Here is a 710-nt window from a genome sequence, read left to right as displayed (position 1 = left end):
TGAGAGCGATCTTCCCCATGCCCGGAACGATTGTGGACAGGTAGAAGGTTCTCGTCGCGTCAAGTGGAATGGTTACGTCATATCCCAGATTTCCGGCCATTCGTGCGGTGGTTTCGACGCACATGTTGGTCTGGATTCCGCAGATAACGAGCCGATTGACGTCGTGTTCCTGCAACCATTCATGGAGACCGGGCTCACCGTAGAATGCCGAGTTCACATGTTTCGTGACAACGAGATCGACGGTTACGTCCGAGACGAAGGACATGAGCCGATTACCTGCTTGGTCTGGATGGAGGGGTGATTGTGGCGATTGCGAGTCGTGACGCACCACGATGATGGGCAAATCGTGTTCTCTCCACTCGGCAAGGAGAGCCTCAATGTTTCGTTCACAGTCGGGGTTGGACGTCTGGCCCCAGAAAGTGGCGTCGTTGAATCCTTCCTGCACGTCGATCACAAGTAATGCTTCCTGCTGACGGTTCTGTTCCTGGTTCATGTCTTCCATCGAACCGGATCCAGTTCGTTTCAGAAAGTGGCGTTAATGACAGTGAACGATAAGATCACGCCATGAGGGTGGGAGTGTTGGCTTTGCCCGGGATGCGGGCCTTCGACGTCGCGGCGGTGATGGAAGTTCTCGCCGATGATCGCACGGACCGTGGCGTGCCCACCAACGAGGTGGTGATCTACGGGCCCGACAGCGTGATCGAGCTGGA

Annotated in this window: 1 protein-coding gene; it reads right to left on the bottom strand. The window is 55.8% G+C overall.

Annotated elements, in window-relative coordinates:
- Positions 1–493, bottom strand: a 493-nt coding sequence (locus JF66_RS20880; protein ID WP_081882542.1) for a cysteine hydrolase family protein, incomplete at its 3' end; no start/stop codon positions are given.
- Positions 494–710: the final 217 nt, after the last annotated feature.

It is taken from the genome of Cryobacterium sp. MLB-32, from assembly GCF_000738085.1.
GTDB lineage: Bacteria > Actinomycetota > Actinomycetes > Actinomycetales > Microbacteriaceae > Cryobacterium.
This window is presented reverse-complemented; position numbering and strand designations above follow the sequence as displayed.